The organism is Sodalis sp. RH20 (assembly GCF_047324205.1).
Taxonomy (GTDB): domain Bacteria; phylum Pseudomonadota; class Gammaproteobacteria; order Enterobacterales; family Enterobacteriaceae; genus Acerihabitans.
Genome location: NZ_CP178733.1, coordinates 1,536,502 through 1,552,162, shown reverse-complemented (window position 1 = coordinate 1,552,162; position 15,661 = coordinate 1,536,502). Strand labels below are relative to the sequence as shown.

14 protein-coding genes are annotated in these 15,661 nt (G+C 61.0%); 9 read left to right on the top strand and 5 right to left on the bottom strand.

The features are described 5' to 3' along the window. The first annotated feature begins 14 nt into the window (after nt 1–14). The 5 genes from ACL2XM_RS07280 to ACL2XM_RS07260 all read left to right on the top strand — a co-directional run bounded on the left by ACL2XM_RS07280 (nt 15) and on the right by ACL2XM_RS07260 (nt 6,118). Nucleotides 15–431 carry a PaaI family thioesterase gene (locus tag ACL2XM_RS07280; protein ID WP_413732639.1) on the top strand — a complete coding sequence of 139 codons (417 nt, stop codon included), beginning with the start codon at nt 15–17 and terminating at the stop codon, nt 429–431. 9 nt (nt 432–440) lie between these two features. After that, nucleotides 441–1,226 carry a VOC family protein gene (locus tag ACL2XM_RS07275; protein ID WP_410014671.1) on the top strand — a complete coding sequence of 262 codons (786 nt, stop codon included), beginning with the start codon at nt 441–443 and terminating at the stop codon, nt 1,224–1,226. After that, complete coding sequence (locus ACL2XM_RS07270) at nt 1,223–2,773, top strand: class I adenylate-forming enzyme family protein (protein ID WP_413732637.1); 1,551 nt, start codon at nt 1,223–1,225, stop codon at nt 2,771–2,773. Before ACL2XM_RS07275 ends, ACL2XM_RS07270 begins: the two co-directional genes overlap by 4 nt. After that, the gene (locus ACL2XM_RS07265; RefSeq protein WP_413732636.1) at nt 2,763–4,385 is read left to right on the top strand and encodes a gamma-glutamyltransferase family protein; all 1,623 of its coding nucleotides are present in this window, start codon (nt 2,763–2,765) and stop codon (nt 4,383–4,385) included. The genes ACL2XM_RS07270 and ACL2XM_RS07265 overlap by 11 nt, the downstream gene beginning before the upstream one ends. Before the next feature lie 86 nt (nt 4,386–4,471). Next, nucleotides 4,472–6,118, top strand: coding sequence for an ABC transporter substrate-binding protein (locus ACL2XM_RS07260; RefSeq protein ID WP_413732634.1), 1,647 nt, complete (start codon nt 4,472–4,474; stop codon nt 6,116–6,118). Between the two features lie 5 nt (nt 6,119–6,123). On the opposite strand, the gene ACL2XM_RS07255 is transcribed toward ACL2XM_RS07260, so the two are convergent. The 3 genes from ACL2XM_RS07255 to sodC all read right to left on the bottom strand — a co-directional run bounded on the left by ACL2XM_RS07255 (nt 6,124) and on the right by sodC (nt 7,826). Next, a complete protein-coding gene (locus tag ACL2XM_RS07255) occupies nt 6,124–6,762 on the bottom strand; it encodes a hypothetical protein (protein WP_413732632.1) in 639 nt (212 codons plus the stop codon). After that, nucleotides 6,762–7,109: a type II toxin-antitoxin system prevent-host-death family antitoxin gene (locus ACL2XM_RS07250; protein WP_413723049.1), complete on the bottom strand. Its 348-nt coding sequence runs from the start codon at nt 7,107–7,109 to the stop codon at nt 6,762–6,764. The genes ACL2XM_RS07255 and ACL2XM_RS07250 overlap by 1 nt, the downstream gene beginning before the upstream one ends. A 192-nt stretch (nt 7,110–7,301) precedes the next feature. Next, nucleotides 7,302–7,826 (bottom strand): superoxide dismutase[Cu-Zn], encoded by a 525-nt coding sequence (sodC, locus tag ACL2XM_RS07245; protein ID WP_410014665.1) that lies wholly within the window; start codon nt 7,824–7,826, stop codon nt 7,302–7,304. A 295-nt stretch (nt 7,827–8,121) separates the two neighbouring features. Between sodC and ACL2XM_RS07240 the strand changes: the two genes are divergently transcribed. Then, complete coding sequence (locus ACL2XM_RS07240) at nt 8,122–9,759, top strand: ABC transporter substrate-binding protein (protein WP_413732630.1); 1,638 nt, start codon at nt 8,122–8,124, stop codon at nt 9,757–9,759. Between the two features lie 95 nt (nt 9,760–9,854). Here the strand turns inward: ACL2XM_RS07240 and ACL2XM_RS07235 are convergent, their stop codons facing one another. Continuing rightward, complete coding sequence (locus ACL2XM_RS07235; protein WP_410014663.1) at nt 9,855–10,013, bottom strand: DUF3309 family protein; 159 nt, start codon at nt 10,011–10,013, stop codon at nt 9,855–9,857. A 137-nt stretch (nt 10,014–10,150) separates the two neighbouring features. Beyond that, nucleotides 10,151–12,283, bottom strand: coding sequence for a phosphate acetyltransferase (gene pta / locus ACL2XM_RS07230; RefSeq protein ID WP_413733203.1), 2,133 nt, complete (start codon nt 12,281–12,283; stop codon nt 10,151–10,153). A gap of 249 nt (nt 12,284–12,532) precedes the next feature. Between pta and ACL2XM_RS07225 the strand changes: the two genes are divergently transcribed. The 3 genes from ACL2XM_RS07225 to ACL2XM_RS07215 are packed head-to-tail and all read left to right on the top strand — an operon-like array spanning nt 12,533 to nt 15,642. Next, a complete protein-coding gene (locus tag ACL2XM_RS07225; protein WP_413732628.1) occupies nt 12,533–12,841 on the top strand; it encodes a PTS sugar transporter subunit IIB in 309 nt (102 codons plus the stop codon). 8 nt (nt 12,842–12,849) lie between these two features. Then, the gene (locus ACL2XM_RS07220) at nt 12,850–14,160 is read left to right on the top strand and encodes a PTS sugar transporter subunit IIC (RefSeq protein WP_413730285.1); all 1,311 of its coding nucleotides are present in this window, start codon (nt 12,850–12,852) and stop codon (nt 14,158–14,160) included. 42 nt (nt 14,161–14,202) lie between these two features. Beyond that, on the top strand, nt 14,203–15,642 hold the full coding sequence (locus tag ACL2XM_RS07215) for a glycoside hydrolase family 1 protein (RefSeq protein WP_410014660.1): 1,440 nt from the start codon (nt 14,203–14,205) through the stop codon (nt 15,640–15,642). The last annotated feature ends 19 nt before the right edge of the window (nt 15,643–15,661 follow it).

Here is a 15,661-nt window from a genome sequence, read left to right as displayed (position 1 = left end):
TTAAGGAACAGATTATGACCGATATTACCGTCCCCACCGCCGCCGAAGTCCAGGAGCGGTTGTTAAAAGGCCCGTATCATCAATGGCTCGGGCTGGAAGTCCTGACCGTCGGCGAGGGCGAAATTACCCTGAAGGCGCGCTGGCGCGAGGAGTGGGTGGTTAACCCCGCCGGCGGCTATACCCACGGCGGCATCCTGGCCGCCCTGGTGGATTTGACCGCCGACTGGGCGCTGGTGGCGTTTACCGGCAAAGGCGTGCCGACCCTGGATTTGCGTGTCGACTACCACCGTCCGGCAAAAGGGGATTTAACCGCCGTCGGCACCGTGATCAAAGTGGGCAAGCAGTTTTCCAGCGCCGAGGCGCGGGTGTTCGACAGCGAGGGCCGGCTGGTGGCCAGCGGGCGCGGACTGTACGCCACGCAAACCGCCTAGGAAACCATCATGACCCTCCCGTTGGACCATCTGGTTATCAATACCCACTTCGCCACCGAGCGGGCGGCGCAGTGGTTCCGGGCGCTGGGTTTTACCCTGACGCCGCGCGGCTACCATTCATTGGGGTCGATTAATTACCTGATGATGTTTGCCGATCGCTATCTTGAAATCGTCGGCCTGCCCACCGACGGCGGGCGCCTGCGCCAGGAGCTGCTGGACAGTCCGGCGGGTATCGACGGCCTGGTGTTCGCCACCCGGGATGCCGGGGGCACCGCGCGCGCGCTGGCGGACGCCGGTTTTGCCCTGCAGCCGATCCAGGATTTTTCCCGCGAGGTGGCCAGCGGCGATGAGCATGGGCTGGCCAGGTTCACCACGGTGCGCCTTGCCGCCGGAACCTTTCCCGCCGGGCGGGTGTACTTTTGCCAGCACCACACCCCCGAATGGGTCTGGCGTCCCGAATGGCTTAGCCATGAAAACCAGGTCCAAAGCATTACCGGCCTGACCGTGATCAGCGGCGATGTGGAGAACTGCGGGCGTCAATACCGGCGCCTGGGCGATACCGGGCGTGATTTTGCCTTGCATATCGCCGATTACGCGGCCTTTGCCCGCCGGTTCGACGGACTGCCGTTGCCCGCCGCGGGCCGGGAGATGTTTGCCGCCGTGCATTTTCTGGGCGGCGATCTGGCGCGCATCGCCCGGGGCGCCGAGGCGCAGGGACTGCCGCTATGCTGGCGCGCGGGACGGTTACAGGTGGCGCTGCCCGAATTATCCACCCTACTCGAGTTTTTACCATGATGCAGACAACCAACCTGGGCGCCATGATCGATACCCGGCAGCCGGGCGGGCAGATTGCTTTTATCGCCCCGCTGGCGGACGACACCGCGCAAGAAATCACCTTTGACGAACTCGGCGCGCGCGCCGACGGCATCGGACGCGCGCTGCTGGCCCGGGGCTACCGCGCCGGGGAACGCGTCGCCATCCTGGGGCGCAACTCCATAGATTATATTGCCAGCCTGTTGGGCATCCTGCGCGCCGGGCTGGTGGCCGTCCCGATTAATTTCAAATTTCCGGTCGAGACGCTGGAGAATATCCTGCGCGATAGCGGCGCCCGTGTGCTGCTGGGCGATGCCGATCAGCTGTCCCGGCCGGCGATCGACCTGCCGCGCGTGGTGTTTGACGGCGCGGGCGCGGACGGGCTGGCGGCCTTTATCGACCCCGGAGAGCTGACGCCCTTCCCCGCCGGGCCGGACGACCTGGCGCTGCTGCTGTATACCTCGGGTTCCACCGGCATGCCCAAAGGCGTGCGCTTAACCCATGCCAGCCATGCCTGGGTGGTGCGTACCCGCCTTGAGAACCATGAGCTGGAGGGCGAGCGGGTGCTGATCGCCGCCCCGCTTTACCATATGAACGCGCTGGCGCTGGCGCTGTTAACGCTTGCCAGCCATGTCACCACCGTGCTGCTGCCGCAGTTCAGCGCCCGCGACTATATTAACGCCATTAGCCGCTACCGCTGCAGCTGGCTGACGGCGGTGCCGCCGATGATCGCCATGATGCTGCAGGAAAAGGATTTACTGGCGCGCAGTGATTTAACCAGCGTCAGGGTAGTGCGCATGGGATCGGCGCCGGTAACCGACAGCCTGTTCCAGCAAATCGGCCAGCTGTTGCCGCAGGCGCGCATCATTAACGCCTACGGCACCACCGAAGGCGGACCGGTGGTATTCGGCCCGCATCCGCGGGGCATCCCCACACCGCGGCTGAGCGCCGGCGCCGCCCATCCCCAGGTTAGCCTGCGTTTGCGCGATCCCCAGGGCCGGGAGGCCGCGCGCGGCATTCTGGAGCTGAAAAGCCCGGGCCTGATGCAGGGCTATCACCAGCGTCCGGACCTGCGGCCGCCGTTTACCGATGACGGTTATTATATCACCGGCGATGTGTTCGCCCGCGACGACCAGGGGTTTTATACCTTTATCGGCCGGCTGGACGATATGTTCGTCAGCGGCGCCGAGAATATCTACCCGAGCGAAGTGGAGCACCTTATCGAACGGCATCCCGCGGTACAACAGGCCTGCGTGGTGCCGGTGGCGGACGAGATAAAAGGCACCAAGCCGGTGGCCTGGGTAATCCTGCGCCCCGGCCAGCAGGCCAGCGCCGGGGAACTGAAGGCGTTTACCCTACGCCACGGCGCGGCCTACCTGCATCCGCGCCATATCTGGCTGGTGGACAGTTTTCCCCTGGCCGGCACCAATAAGATCGACCGCCGCGCGCTGCTGCTCGAGGCGGAGCGGCGCCTTCACCAGGATGACCCATCCCCCCAGGCCACGCCGGGAGCACAGCATGACATTTAACTGGCATAACCCCTATCCCACCGTACGCGCGCCGTTATTTGCCCGCAATGTGGTGGCGACGTCCCATCCCATTGCCGCCCAGGCCGGCAACAGTGTCCTGCTGGACGGCGGCAACGCGGTGGATGCGGCCATTGCCGCCGCCGCGACGTTAACGGTGGTGGAACCCTGCTCCAATGGTCTGGGCAGCGATGCCTTCGCCATGGTCTGGGACGGTGCGCGACTGCACGGCCTCAACGCTTCCGGCCCGGCGCCGGCCAGCTGGGATCTGGCCCACTTTCGCCGCCGTCATGGCGAGGACGGCAACGGCATGGCCAAACGCCCGGAACGGGGCTGGGACTCGGTCACCGTACCGGGCGCCGTCGCGGGCTGGACGGCGCTGCACCAGCGCTTCGGCCGGCTGCCGTTCGAACGGCTGATGCAGACCGCCATCGACGTGGCCGAGCGCGGCGTGACCATTGCGCCGATTGTCGCGGCGAAATGGCGGGCGGCGGTGACCATATTGGCCGGGCAGCCCGGTTTTGCCGACGCCTTTATGCCCGGGGGGCGCGCCCCCGAGATCGGCGAAAAATTTGTCTTTCCAGCCGCCGCGCGCAGCTTGCGGCTGCTGGCGCGGCAGGGCGGCCGCGCTTTTTATGAAGGCGAAATCGCCGAAAAAATCGTCGCCTGGTCACAGGCCAGCGGCGGCAGCCTGACGCGCGGCGATCTGGCCGCCTACCAGCCGGAATGGGTAACGCCCATCAGCCAGGACTACCGCGGTTATACCCTGCATGAAATGCCGCCCAACGGCCAGGGCATCGCCGCGCTTATCGCCCTCGGCATCCTGGAACATTTTGATCTGGCCGGGCTCGCCCTTGACGGCGCCGCGGCCCAGCATCTGCAAATCGAGGCCATGAAGCTGGCCTTCGCCGATGTCTACCGCTACGTTGCCGATCCGGCCAGCATGGATGTGACGCCGTCACAAATGCTGGATAAAGCCTATCTGGCCGGCCGGGCGCGCCTGATCGACCCGGGCCGGGCGGCGGATCCGCAGGCCGGCCTGCCCGCCAGCGGCGGCACCGTTTACCTGGCCACCGCCGATGAAAGCGGCATGATGGTGTCGTTTATCCAATCCAATTATATGGGCTTCGGGTCGGGAGTGGTGGTGCCGGATTACGGCATCAGCCTACAAAACCGGGGCGCCGGGTTCTCCAGCGACCCGCGTTCGGTTAACGTGGTGGCGCCCGGCAAGCGCCCGTTCCAGACCATTATTCCGGCCTTTTTGACCAAAGACGGCCAGGCGCAGATGAGCTTTGGCGTCATGGGCGGCGATATGCAGCCGCAGGGCCATATGCAGACGCTGGTGCGCATGCTGGATTTCCACCAGCAGCCCCAGGCCGCCTGCGACGCGCCGCGCTGGAAGGTCAACCGTGATTTTACCCTGGACCTGGAAGCCACCGTCAATCCCCTGGTGGCGGAACAGCTGCGCGCCATGGGCCACCGGCTGAAATCGGTTAACGATCCTTATATGGATTTCGGCTCGGGCCAGTTTATCTGGCGGCTGTCGGCGGATCGCGACCACGGTTATGTCGCCGCCAGCGACAGCCGGCGCGACGGCCAGGCGGTCGGATTTTAGCATCAAAATGGCTTTATTTATGAACCGCATACTGATAAGAATGAGGCTTGTGCTTTTGGCGGACAGCCATTATTCGGGGATATGATATGAAGCCGGGATTAGATCACCTATCAGGTAAAGGAACAAAGACCAATACGGGACGTCCGTCGGCGGCAATAGTGACGCTGGCGGCATTGGCGCTGGCCGTCAGCGGCGCGGCGTCGGCCAAAACGCTGGTGTTCTGCTCGGAAGGCTCGCCGGAAAACTTTAACCCGCAGCTGTATACCTCGGGCACCAGCGTGGATGCCAGCGCGGTGCCGGTTTATAACCGGCTGGTGGATTTCAAGACCGGCACCACCGAGCTGCAGCCCAGCCTGGCCGAAAGCTGGGATATCAGCGCCGACGGCAAGATCTATACTTTCCATCTGCGCCAGGGCGTAAAATTCCAGGGTAACAAATACTTTAAGCCCACCCGTGATTTCAACGCCGACGACGTGATTTTTTCGTTTATGCGGCAAAAGGATAAGCAGCATCCTTACCACAATGTGTCCAACGGCACCTATGCCAATTTTGACAGCCTGGAGTTCGGCACGCTGCTGACCGCCATCGACAAGGTGGACGATCACACCGTGCGCTTTACCCTTGCCCATGCCGAGGCGCCGTTCCTGGCCGATCTGGCCTGGTATTTCGCTTCGATACTGTCAAGCGAATACGCCGACGCCATGTTAAAGGCCGGCACGCCGGAACGGGTGGATAGGGATCCCGTCGGCACGGGACCGTTCCAGCTGACCCAGTATCAAAAGGATTCGCGCATTCTGTTCAGCGCCTTCCCCGACTATTGGCAGGGCAAGGCCAAGCTTGACCGTCTGGTCTATGCCATTACCCCCGACGCCTCGGTGCGCTTCGCCAAGCTGGAAAAAGGCGAGTGCCAGGTCATGCCGTTTCCCAATCCGGCCGATCTGCCGCGCATGCGCGACAATAAAGATATTACGCTTATGCAAAAAGCCGGGCTTAACACCGGTTTTCTGGCCTTTAATACGCAAAAGCCGCCGCTGGACAACGTGAAGGTACGCCAGGCGCTGGCCATGGCCATTAACAAACCGGCGATTATCGCGGCCATCTTCCAGGGCACCGGCACCGCCGCGAAAAATATCCTGCCGCCGGGGGTCTGGAGCGCCAAAGAAGATCTGCGCGATTATGATTTTAACCCGGACCAGGCCCGCGCCCTGCTCAAGGACGCGGGGTTCCCCGACGGCCTGACCATCGATCTGTGGGCGATGCCGGTACAGCGGCCGTATAACCCCAACGCCCGGCGCATGGCGGAAATGATCCAATCCGATTGGGCGAAAATCGGCGTCAAGGCCAATATCGTCACCTATGAGTGGGGCGAGTACCTGAAGCGGGTCAGGAGCGGCGAGCATCAGGCGGCGCTGATGGGCTGGACCACCGCCACCGGCGATCCGGATAACTTTTTCGGCCCGCTGTTTTCCTGCACTTCGGCCAACGGCGGTTCCAATTCGGCCAGATGGTGTTACGCGCCGTTTGATAAATTGATTACCGAAGCGCGCGCCAGCAGCGACCATAACCGGCGCATCGCGCTTTACCAGCAGGCGCAGGACATGATGCACGAGCAGATGCCGGCGGTGATGATTGCCCATTCAACCATTTTTGAACCGGTGCGCAAGGACGTCACCGGCTACGAAATCGACCCCTTCGGCAAGCATATTTTTTATCAGGTGGACGTCAAGCAATAGCCCCTTCACTCCGCCAGTTCCATAGCCGCCTCCAGGAGCGGCCGCGCCCAAGCCGGAGTGGCGCTCAACGCCCGGGCATCATCGGCCGGGGGAAATACCATTTTCCCCCGCACCCTTTCAAGCACCAGAGTCGGGTCCGGAATTGCGTCGCCGGGCCTGGCATCCAGACTGTTATCGAAAACCTGCACATGGGCAAGCAACGGCAGCAGCTTTATCAGATTAGCCCGCGACGTGACCCACCGTTCCCGTATTTTCTGGGAGGGTATGGCATGGCCGCCATGACTCACGCGCAGCTGTACGCGCCTGATATGCTGCTCCGGTGATGATAGCCCGCAGAACAGCATGATCACCTCATGCGTTTCGCAGGCCTGGCTCAACAGCCGTGGCATGGTATTGCCGCCCAGAGTGGTTTCAAAGGCATAGTTGGCGCCCCCGGCGATGGCGGCTTCCAGCCGCGAACGTCCAAAGGTCCATGCCCGGCCGTTCGCCTCGTCAGGCTCCAGCCCCAGTTGGGTCATAAGCTCACGGGCATAGGCATCCGGATTAAACCATGCCAGGCCGTGCTCTGCCAGCAGGCTGCCGCCCACCGAACTTTTGCCGCCGCCGTTAACGCCCGCCAGAACAAAAATAAACGGCCGCGCCATTAGAAGCCCTCGCCCGCCTTGGGCCGCCGTTTCAGCGCCCCCCGCCGCGCCAGCACAGAAGCTACATTCACGGCGGCGTCCGGATTTTCTAGCACCGCCAGCCGTGCATTGAACCTGTCGGTCAGGTCATCCAGTACCGATTGCTCGCGTGCTTTAAGCAGCAGCAAAGAGTGAGTCAATTCACGATAGGTGGCGACATCCAGCAGCACCATTTCCACGGTGGAATGATTGGTAATGGCCAGGGTTCCGCCCTGATGCACCCTCCGCACCACCTCCCCCCATTTGTTTTTCACTTGCGAGGCGTTTGCCTGCGGCAATTCATCGAAATTAAGCAGTTCCGTGATCATGGTGTAATCTCCGCGAGCGGTATGATTTAGCCATTATGGCAAAAACAGCCTTATATAGCCATTCGAGATTGCTCAGGTGATGAAGAGGTGTTTGGGGAACAAACCGGCATAATGGGCAAGACGTCAACCTCGCCATAAGTTCTGCTTGCCCATCATACCCGCCGCACGTTCCCGCGCGGGCTTGCCGGTGGGTTATTTTATCACCGCGCAGGCGACACGGTCGCCGGCGCCGCCGATGGGCTGGCTTTGGTAATCATCAGGATTGGCGTGGATAACCACCGAGGAACCGTCGCCGTCCAGCAGCGCGGGTCGCGGGGTGCCGGGCGTCACCGACACCAGCGTCGAATAGATTTCCGCAAAGGCCTTGCCGTCGGCGCCGGCGTAGATATTGGTCAGGTCGCCCTGATCGTTGGCATTGGCGTTCAACAAACCATGCACCACCGGCATCGCGGAGTGGACATGCCCGCCGGCGTCCTTGAACTTATCTTTGGCATCGCAAACCCCCTTTTCATGGAAATGAATACCGTGCCAGCCGGGAGCAAGCCCCGTGGCCTCCACGCGCATAATCACCCCTTTAGGCGCGTCCGAAAGGGTAATCTTACCCATATCCTTGCCGTCGGCGCCCACCAGGCTTGCGGTATGCACCGCCGGCTGGGGCTGGGCCAACGCCATATTGGCGGTTAAGGCCGTGGCGATGAAAAACACAATACGCCGCATAATAAACTCCTGTAGCAGAACCTGCCGACTGCGGAAGTGCAATGTCGGTCAATGTAGATAAGCGTAGACAGTGAGACGCATATTGTCCTGATTAGCGGCGCTATTCTTGATGTCGGTCATGCCATGCGCACCGCCCGGCATCGCGCCATGCCCCGGCCCGGCACCGGCGGCGGCGTATTTATCCGGCGTTAAGCGTCACGGGGACCAGGCCTGGACGGCGCGCCATGTTGATGGTAGGAATGGTGGAGACTGCCGGACAGACATTATTTATCCGCGACAATAAGGAGGGGGAGGCATGAAGACAACCAGACTGCCGGGCATTACACTGGCGGGATTTACCCTGGGCGCGATGGCCGCGCTGTTGCCGGCCGCCACGGCCCTGGGCGCCGAGGTGCCCGCCGGAGTCGAACTGGCGGCCCGGCAGGACATCGTGCGCAATAACGGCAGCGAGCCGGCTTCCCTCGATCCCCACCGGGTCGAGAGCGATGTGGAATTTAATATCATCAGCGACTTCTTCGACGGACTGGTCAGCCTCGACAGCCACGGCGCCGTGGCGCCGCGCCTGGCCGCCGGCTGGGATAATCCCCGGCCCAGGGTGTGGATTTTTCACCTGCGCCCCGGCATTACCTGGTCGAACGGCCAGCCGATTACCGCCGGCGATCTGGTCTACAGCTGGCGACGCTTAATCGATCCCGCCACCGCCTCGCCTTACGAAAGTTATCTGGTAAGCATGCATGTGCTGAACGCCGCCGAGATCGCCGCGGGCCAAAAGCCGGCGGACAGCCTGGGCGTGCGGGCGCTGGACGACGCCACGCTGCAAATCGACCTCACCCAGCCGGTAAGCGCCTTTCTCAGCATGCTGGCGCATCCGTCCCTGGTGGCGATTAATCCCCGGGCCGTCGCGCAGTTCGGCGATAAATGGACCCAGCCGCAGAATTTTGTCGGCAGCGGCGCCTTCACCCTGGCGCAATGGGTAGTGAATGAAAAAGTAGTGGGTGTCAGGAACAGCCGCTACTGGGATAACCAGCATACCGTGATCAACCGCATCACCTATTTGCCCATCGCGTCGGAAACCGCCGATATCAATCGTTATAAGGCGGGTGAAATTGATATTACCGCGAGCGTACCGCAAACGTTATTCCGGTCGCTGCAAACGGACCTGGGCGCGCAGGTGCATATTTCGCCCAAGCTGGCGGTCTATTATTATGAATTTAATACGCAAAAGCCGCCGTTTAACGATCCGCGGGTGCGGCTGGCGCTTAACCTGGGGCTGGATAAAACCATTATCGCCGAAAAAGTGCTGGGGCAAGGCCAACGACCGGCCTATCTGTTCAGCCCGGACAACACCGGCGGCTTTGCGCTCACCCCCCCTGTTTACGCCGGCTGGACCCAGCAGCAGCGGGTGGCCGAGGCCAGGGCATTGCTGGCGCAGGCCGGATTTACCCCGGCGCGGCCGCTGAAGTTCTCGCTGTTGTATAACACCTCCGAATCGCACCAGCGCATCGCCATCGCCGCCAGCTCCATGTGGAAAAAAAACCTGGGGGTGGAGGCCACGCTTAACAGCCAGGAATGGAAGAGCATGCTCGACACCCTACACGGGCCTAATTTCGACGTGGTGCGCTACGCATGGATAGCCGACTATAACGAACCGTCCACCTTCCTCAATAACTACGTCACCAACGACAGCAATAATACGGCAAAATACAGTAACGCGGATTACGACCGGGCGGTAAATAATGCCGCTGCCGCGTCGACAAAAGAGGATCGGGCGCGGTATTACCAGCAGGCCGAGGATATTTTGACCAGAGAATCACCGGCCATCCCCGTTTATCAATATGTCTCGGTAAAACTGGTCAAACCCTATATCGGCGGCTTCCATGAAAGCCCACTGGGATATGTCTACGCCCGGGACCTGTACGTGGTTAAACACTAGCTCCCGCCTTCACTGCCCCGCGAAAATAAAACGGGGACCTGCGCAAAGCAGGTCCCCGTATACATCCGATAATGATTAAAGCATCGGATTAATTGTTAAATCCTGCCCAATAAGACCAAGATCAGCAGAATGACGACCACCACGCCGAGCAGGCCGCTTGGGTAATAACCCCAGCTGCGGCTGTGGGGCCAACTCGGGAAAGCACCAATTAGCAGAAGTATTAATACGATTAAGACGATTGTTCCGATGCCCATGGAAAACTCCTTTGTTTATTGACTTGCTGTTTCCAGCGCATTTGCCTCGTTCTAAACAGAGTTTACGTCTTATGAAAGAAATGAGCTCAGTCAGAGATAACGTAATGAGTATAGACATCTTTTCGCGTTTGCCCCGGCTAAATTTCAACGGGTGGCGATTGCTGCATGGACTGAATGGCTGTCAGGGCGATGGTATAGACGATATCGTCCACCAGCGCCCCGCGCGAAAGGTCGTTGACCGGCTTGCGCAGGCCTTGCAGCATGGGCCCGATGGAAACCAGCGCCGCTGAGCGCTGAACCGCTTTGTAGGTGGTATTGCCGGTATTCAGGTCCGGGAAAATAAACACCGTGGCCTGGCCGGCCACCGGCGAATCGGGCGCTTTGGTTTTGGCCACATCGGCCATAATGGCGGCGTCGTATTGCAAAGGACCGTCGATCGCCAGATCGGGGCGTTTTTCGCGCGCCAGCCGGGTGGCTTCGCGCACTTTATCCACGTCGCTGCCGGTGCCTGACGTGCCGGTGGAGTAGGAGATCATGGCCACGCGCGGTTCGATGCCGAAGGCCGCGGCCGAGTCGGCCGACTGGATGGCGATGTCGGCCAATTGCCCGGCGTCGGGATCGGGATTGATGGCGCAATCGCCATACACCAGCACCTGTTCAGGCAACAGCATAAAGAACACCGAGGACACCAGCGAACTGCCCGGCGCGGTTTTGATCAGCTGCAGCGCCGGGCGGATGGTATTGGCGGTGGTATGCACCGCGCCGGAGACCAGGCCGTCCACGTGCCCCTGTTCCAGCATCAGGGTACCCAGCACGACGTTATCCTCCAGCTGTTCCCGCGCAATCAGCTCCGTCATGCCCTTGCCCTGGCGCAGCGCCACCAGCCGCGCCAGGTAATGTCCCCGGGCGGCGGCCGGATCGATCAAATCGATTCCCGCGCCCAGCGTCACGCCCTGCGCCGCGGCGATACGGCGTATTTCATCGGGGTTGCCCAGCAGCACGCAGCGCGCGATACCACGCTCGGCGCATATCGCCGCGGCCTTGATGGTGCGGGGTTCATCGCCTTCAGGCAAGACGATGCGTTTGGCGGCCCGCCGGGCCATTTCGGTCAGTTGATAACGGAAGGCCGGCGGCGACTGGCGGCGCGGGCGTTCAGAGACGGCGGTCAGGGAGGCTACCCACCCGGCATCGATATAGCCGGCAATATAGTCCTGCAGATTTTCAACGCGCTGATGATCTTCGGCCGGCACCTCCAGGTTGAAGTTTTGCAGGTTAAGCGAGGTTTGCCAGGTATTGGTGTCCACCATCAATACCGGCAGGCCGGTCTGGAACGCGCGCGCGCACAGCCGGCCTATCGACGGCGCGATATCATAGCCGCCGGTCAGCAGGATGGCGCCGATGTCCACGCCGTTCATGGCCGCCAGGCAGGCCGACACCAGCACTTCCGGGCGGTCCGCGCAGGTCACCAGCAGCGAGCCGGGACGAAACAGGTCGACCATGCCGGTGAGCCCGCGCGCGCAAAAGGTCACCGAACGCACCCGCCGGGTCTGGATATCGCCGGCGTTGACGATACGGGCGTTAAGGTGATGCGCCATATCGATGACGCGCGTGGCGATAAGCGCCATGCTCCAGGGGATAGCGCCCAGGATCGGCATGGGAAAATGACTGAACGGCGGCAACGCCGCATCGGCGGCGCCGTCCTGGCTGGCCTGGTCGAAGATTTCCGACAGGTCGGGACGGGTGCGGCCCTGTTCGTCCAGCGGCGCGTTGATTTTATTGATGATGACGCCCGCCACGCCGCTGTGTTTGCCGATGCCCGCGCACGCCAGCTCCAGCCGCTCCCGCAGCTGCGCCGATGTACCGGTTCCCAGCGCGGTGACCAGCACGATTTCCGCGCCCAGCGCCTTGGCGATGTCGTGGTTCAGCTGGTTGGCGAACTGGTGGCGCCGCGTCAGCATCAGCCCCTCGATCAGCACCACGTCCGCCTGTCCCAGGGCGCTGTGATAACGCGCGACGATGTCTTCCATCAGGACGTCGCGCGCATTGGATCCCAACAACATCTCGACATAGCCCATCTCCAGGGGCGGCGCGACGGCAATCGCGGAGTTGGCCCGGATGATGGCGGTGGTCTGGTCCGGCCGGCTGCTGCCGTCGCGCGGCTGGGCAACCGGCTTGAATACGCTCAGGCGTATGCCTTTGCGCTCAATGGCCCGGATCACGCCCAGGGTGACGCTGGTTAATCCGACGCTCAGGTCGGTTGGGATCAACATAATAGTACGTGGCACGGCGCAACCCCCGGCAATATTCTGGAACGCTATTTTCTCCTATTTTGTGTGAGTTATGCCGTGAGGCCGCCGACAGTTGTCGGCATAAGCCGTCGCATGTCACCGATTGCCCCGCCCCGCCGCGGACCGGCCATTGACCGTCATCACAAAACCGCAACCGGTTTCTGAAACCGGTTGCAGAAAAAAAGTCCATCAGGTATTACTCCCTACACCATGTCATAAGAGGGCCGCTGTATGTCAAAGATCCTATTGTGTTGCGCCGCCGGAATGTCCACCAGCATGGTGGTGAAAAAAATGCTGAAAGCCGCTGAAATAAAAGGACTGGACGTCGAAATAAAAGCAGTGGGGCTGGAAGAGTTTGCCGAGCAATTACCCCATTACGATTGCTGCCTGCTGGGGCCGCAGATCAAATATAAGCTCGGCGATTTCAAAATCATCGCCGATGAGCAGCATAAACCCATCGTGGTTATTAACAGTATGGATTACGGCATGATGAACGGCGAAAAGATATTAAACGACACGCTGGCGCTGCTTAACGCCTAGGAGAAACTATGTCCGGAATTAGCGCATCGGTATTTGGCGTCATTGAAAACACCATCAGTCCCATTGCGGGCAGATTATCCAGCCAGCGCCACGTAATGGCGATCAGGGATGGTTTTATTTCCGCCATGCCGTTCCTGATCGTCGGCTCCTTTATGCTGGTGTTCGCGCACCCGCCTTTTTCCGCCACCAGCGATTGGGCATTTGCGCAATGGTGGCTGCGCATGGCGGCGCAATATGAGTCGGTTATCCTCATGCCGTACAATATGACCATGGGCATTATGTCGCTGTTTATTGCCGCCGCCATCGCTTATAACCTGGCCCTCAGTTATAAAATGAACGGGTTTATGGCCGCCATGTTATCGCTGATGGCGTTCATGGTGGTGGCCGCCCCGCAAACCGATAAAATGCTGCCGGTCTCCTCGCTGGGCGGCACCGGGATATTTACCGCCCTGCTGGTGGCGATTTTCGCCACCGAATTAATGCATTTCCTGCAGGTCAGGAATATTGGCTTCCATCTGCCGGAGCAGGTGCCGCCGAAAATACAGCAATCCTTTGATTTACTGATTCCGGTGCTGGCCATATTTTTTACCCTCTATCCCCTGAGCCTGTTTATCCAATCGCAGTTCGGCATGTTGCTGCCTCAAGCCATCATGGCGCTGTTCGGCCCGATTATTTCCGCCGCCGATACGCTGCCGGCGATTTTGATCGCGGTCTTGATCTGCCATTTATTATGGTTTGCCGGCATCCACGGCGCGGTCATCGTCGGCGGCATGCTGCAGGCCTTCTGGCTGACTAATCTTGGCATCAACCAGCAGGAACTGACCGCCGGCCAGCCGCTGACCCATATCTTTATCGAACCCTTCTGGCAGTTTTTTATCGTCATCGGCGGCTCCGGCTCCACCATGGGACTAGTGTTGCTTTATCTGCGCAGCCGTTCCGCCCACCTGCGGTCCATCGGCAAACTCAGCCTGGTGCCCTGCCTGTTCAATATCAACGAGCCGGTGATTTTCGGCTCGCCGGTGGTGATGAATCCGACGCTGTTTATTCCCTTTATCACCGCGCCGCTGATTAACGCCACGCTTGCGTATATCGCCACCCGCACCGAACTGGTTGGCCGGGTGATTTCCATGGCGCCCTGGACGACCCCGGCCCCCATCGGCGCGGCCTGGTCCACCGGCTGGGATCTCCGCGCGGCGCTGCTGGTGGTGGTGCTGCTGGTCGTGTCGACCCTGGTGTATTACCCCTTTTTCAAAATCTATGAACGCCAGCTGCTGGCGCAGGATCGCCCGCTGCCGCAGACCCGGCCGCAGGCGGCATAAGCCGCGCAAAGGTCATCACAATACTCACTGAGGAAGATGGATATGCATTATCAGACGTTGCCCCCTTTTCCAGCGGACTTTCTCTGGGGCGCCTCCACCTCGGCGTATCAGGTGGAGGGCGCCTGGAACGAGGACGGCAAAGGCCCGACGGTGATCGATCGGGCGCAATTCCCGCCGGCGCTGAGCGATTTCACCGTCGCAAGCGATCACTATCACCGCTTTGCCGGGGACATCGCCCTGTTCGCCGAACTGGGGCTGAAGACCTACCGCTTTTCCATTGCCTGGAGCCGGCTGTATCCCGAGGGCGACGGCGAGCTCAATCCGCTGGGTGTGGCCTTTTACCAGCGGCTGATTGATGACATTCGCCGCCACGGCATCGAACCGCTGGTGACGCTGTACCATTTCGATTTGCCCTGGGCGCTGCAGCTTCAGGGCGGCTGGTCGAACCCGCGCACCATCGCGGCCTTTGAACGCTTTGCCCGCACCGCCTTTGCCCTCTTCGGCGATCGTGTCCACTACTGGCTGACGATCAACGAACAGAACATGATGATCCTGAAAGGCGACGTCATCGGTACCCTGCCCCCCGGCACCCCCGATCCGCAAAAGACCCTCTACCAGCAAAACCACCATATGATGCTGGCGCAGGCCAGGGCGATGATCGCCTGCCATGAGCTGCTGCCGGCCGCCAAAATCGGCCCGGCGCCGAATATTTCCTGCGTCTATCCGGCCAGCCCGCGCCCGGAGGATGCGATCGCCGCCAATAATTATTCGTCCATCCGCAACTGGCTTTACCTGGATCTGGCCTGCCATGGCCGGTATAACGCGCTGGCCTGGCGTTTTATGGCGGAAAAAGGCTATCTGCCGCGCATCGCCGACGAGGACATGAACCTGCTTGCGCAGGGGCGTCCTGATTTTATCGCCTTTAATTATTATGCCTCCACCACGGTGGCGGCGGACGTGCCGCGGGAAAACGCCGCCCCGGACAACGCACGCGACATCGAGGATCAGCAATTGCCCGGCATGGATCGCGCGGTGTATATCGGCGCCGATAATCCGCATCTGGAACATAATCAGTTCGGCTGGTATATCGACCCGGTGGGATTGCGCGTGACCTGCCGGGAAATTTATGAGCGTTACCACCTGCCGCTGATCGTGACCGAAAACGGCCTGGGCGCATTTGATACGCTGGCGGCGGGCAACAAGGTGTATGACGATGACCGTATCCGGTATCTCAGCGACCATATACGCCAGCTGCGGTTAGCCCTTGCCGACGGTGTGGCGCTGTTCGGGTATTGCCCCTGGTCGGCGATTGACTTGGTCAGCACCCATCAGGGCATCGGCAAACGCTACGGCTTCGTGTATGTCAATCGCGACGAGCACGACCTGAAGGATTTGGCCCGCTTGCGGAAAAAGAGTTTTTTCTGGTACCAGCGGGTGATTAAAAGCAACGGACAGCGCCTGGAGACGGATATCGGGTATTAAGCCAGCACCCCTTCGCCGG